The sequence below is a fragment of the Dietzia sp. SLG310A2-38A2 genome, from assembly GCF_014145095.1.
In the GTDB taxonomy this organism is placed as follows: Bacteria; Actinomycetota; Actinomycetes; order Mycobacteriales; family Mycobacteriaceae; genus Dietzia.
Window position 1 is genome coordinate 1 of record NZ_JAALDX010000031.1, and the last position, 1,326, is coordinate 1,326.

At 73.2% G+C, this 1,326-nt stretch carries 2 protein-coding genes, 1 pseudogene and 1 riboswitch; all 3 genes and pseudogenes read right to left on the bottom strand.

Annotated features, from left to right (window positions below):
- On the bottom strand, nt 1-273 hold a 273-nt coding region (locus tag G6027_RS01260), incomplete at its 3' end, for an SAM-dependent methyltransferase (RefSeq protein ID WP_346995590.1).
- Nucleotides 270-935 (bottom strand): precorrin-8X methylmutase, encoded by a 666-nt coding sequence (locus tag G6027_RS01265; protein WP_182634686.1) that lies wholly within the window; start codon nt 933-935, stop codon nt 270-272. The genes G6027_RS01260 and G6027_RS01265, both read right to left, overlap by 4 nt.
- A gap of 52 nt (nt 936-987) precedes the next feature.
- Nucleotides 988-1,114, bottom strand: a riboswitch (cobalamin riboswitch).
- Nucleotides 1,103-1,326: pseudogene (locus tag G6027_RS01270) on the bottom strand (nitrite reductase); the annotation flags it as partial. Its footprint overlaps the riboswitch before it by 12 nt.

Genomic DNA, 1,326 nt, shown 5'->3' on the forward strand with positions numbered 1-1,326 from the left:
TCCGCCGGGGTGGTCGGTGGCGCCCGTGGTCACGGGGTACTCCAGTACCTCCTCGATCGCGCCGGCGGGGATGAGACCTGCGGCGATCCGCCTGGCATTGGAGTCCTTCCCCCGGCCGGCGTGATAGGCCACCACGTCGGCGGCGCCGATCAGGCGGGCGGCCTTGAGGGTGATCAACTCGGGGTCACCGGGGCCCACGCCGACGCCGTACAGGCGCCCCGTATCGTCCGCCGGGCCTTCGCCGCCAGCCGTGCCCGCCGGACCGGCGCTCACTCGGCCACCTGCGCGAGGGCGTTGACCGCGGAGACCGTCATCGCGGACCCGCCACGTCGCCCGTGGACGGTGACAAACGGGATGTCGAGCCCGTGGTCGTCCGCCAGGCAGGCCAGAGCGGCCTTCGACTCCGCGGCGCCGATGAAGCCCACCGGGCACCCGACGATCGCCGCGGGGTGGGGAGCGCCGTCCAGCAACATCTCCAGCAGATGGAACAGCGCGGTGGGGGCGTTGCCGATCGCCACCACGGCGCCGTCGAGACGCTCACCCCACAGCGAGAGAGCGGCGGCAGAGCGGGTGGTGCCCATCTGCCGGGCCAGCTCGAGCACGCGGGGATCGGACAGCAGGCACACCACGTCGTTGTTCCGGGGGAGCCGGGACCTGGTGATCCCGGAGGCCACCATGTGGGCGTCGCAGAGGATCGGAGCCCCGGACTCGAGGGCGGACCGAGCGGACCCCACCAGCCCCGGATGGACCTGCAGGTCGTCGACGAGGTCGGTCTGTCCGGTGCCGTGCACCATCCGGACGGCGAGCCGCTCGGCATCCCGCGGGACGCGGGACAGGTCGGTCTCCCGCCGGATGGTGGCGAACGAGTCGACGTAGATCGCAGGCCCGTCGTCGACGTAGTCGTAGCGGCGTGGCGGCCTGGGGACAGCAGGCATGGGTCCTCCTCGGGGTTCTCGCCCCGGTCAGAAGTCTCAGGCGACGCGCAAGGGAGCGCGTCGATCCCTCGGCCAGTATCTGGCTTGGCGGCCCGTCGACCGGGCCTCACAGTGGCGGAACCGCCCCGGACTCGCACCGGGTTCCTCGCCGTGGGACAGCCGGAAGTCTACGTGCGCACGGTGAGCACGCCGCGCCACGGGGTGACGATGAGCTCGGCGACGTCCTCGCCGGTGAGGCGATCGATCACGGCACGGGTGAGGACACCGTCCGGGACCCCGACGTGCTCGATCCGTCCCGAGGAGCCGGGGACCGGGCCGTACGGCAGCGCGGGGGCCGGGGTGGGGAGACGACCGTCGCCCGGGCAGGCGGCGGCGAGCGGCACCGGGAGTT

Excerpts from the sequence above, each read along its gene's own strand:
- G6027_RS01265 (WP_182634686.1), bottom strand. The coding sequence starts at position 935 with ATGCCTGCTGTCCCCAGGCCGCCACGCCGCTACGACTACGTCGACGAC.